General features: G+C 38.6%; 1 protein-coding gene. It reads left to right on the top strand.

What is annotated here, in order from left to right; translation table 11 throughout:
- Positions 1 to 961 (top strand): IS1182 family transposase (locus GEZ89_RS09475; RefSeq protein WP_153225812.1); only part of this gene is annotated, 961 nt, incomplete at its 5' end.
- Positions 962 to 1027 lie beyond the last annotated feature (66 nt).

The following is a 1027-nucleotide window of genomic DNA, read 5'->3' as shown; positions in this document are numbered from 1 at the left end:
TTCTGAAATATTTGTGGATGGTACCCATATCAAAGCAGCGGCTAATAGTCACAAGTATCGTAAGGAAATGGTAGAGCAACAAGCTAAATTTATGAGTGAACAATTGGCAGTTGAGATTGATTTAGATCGGAAAAAACACGCAAAAAAGTCCTTAAAGCCCGCAAAAGAAAGTGAGGCAAAGGAAAAGAAGATCTCAACAACAGATCCCGAGTGTGGTTGGTTTCACAAGGGCGAACACAAGGAAGTATTTGCCTATTCTGCTCAAGTTGCTTGCGATAAGCATGGTTGGGCCTTAGCTTATACGGTTGAAGCAGGAAATGTTCATGACAGTCAGGCTTTCCCTGCCTTATTTTCAAAGTTAGAGCCTTTCTCCCCACGCTATATTATTGCGGATTCAGGCTACAAAACCCCAACTATTGCTCATTATTTATTAGAACGTAATATCATTCCTGTCTTCCCTTATACTCGTCCAAAGGGAGTAAAGGGGAACTTAAGGCCTAGTAATTTTGTTTATGATGCAAGTCATGACTCTTATATTTGTCCAGAGAATCAAGTATTAAGCTATCGCACTACCACTCGAGAAGGCTACCGTGAGTATAAGAGTAATCCCAAAGTATGTGTTGCCTGTCCTTTATTATCCGTTTGTACCCAAAGCCAAAATCATCAAAAAGTAGTAACGAGACATGTCTGGAAAGATGCCCTTGAATTTTGTGAGGAGATTCGTCACCAAAGAGAAATGAAAGAGCTCTATAAGAAGCGCAAAGAAACAATTGAACGACTCTTTGGGACGGCTAAGGAGTACCATAATTTGAGATACACTAGAGAGAAAGGAAAGTCCAAAATGGAGGATCAGGTTGGGCTTACTTTGGCGTGTTTAAATATCAAAAAATTAGTGAAGTGGATAGAGAATATCCCTTTTTATTTTGTTCTAAATTCGATTTTTGAATGGAATATCAGATGATGAGACAAAATATTTTTGAAAACAGAAAAAGACAAACACCAAAAATGACGTTTGTCTTCGTTCTGA

The sequence above is a fragment of the Streptococcus mitis genome, assembly GCF_009496285.1.
Classification (GTDB): domain Bacteria; phylum Bacillota; class Bacilli; order Lactobacillales; family Streptococcaceae; genus Streptococcus; species Streptococcus mitis_BP.
The sequence above is the reverse complement of the archived record's forward strand: the minus strand, read 5'-3'. Positions and strand labels throughout refer to the sequence as shown.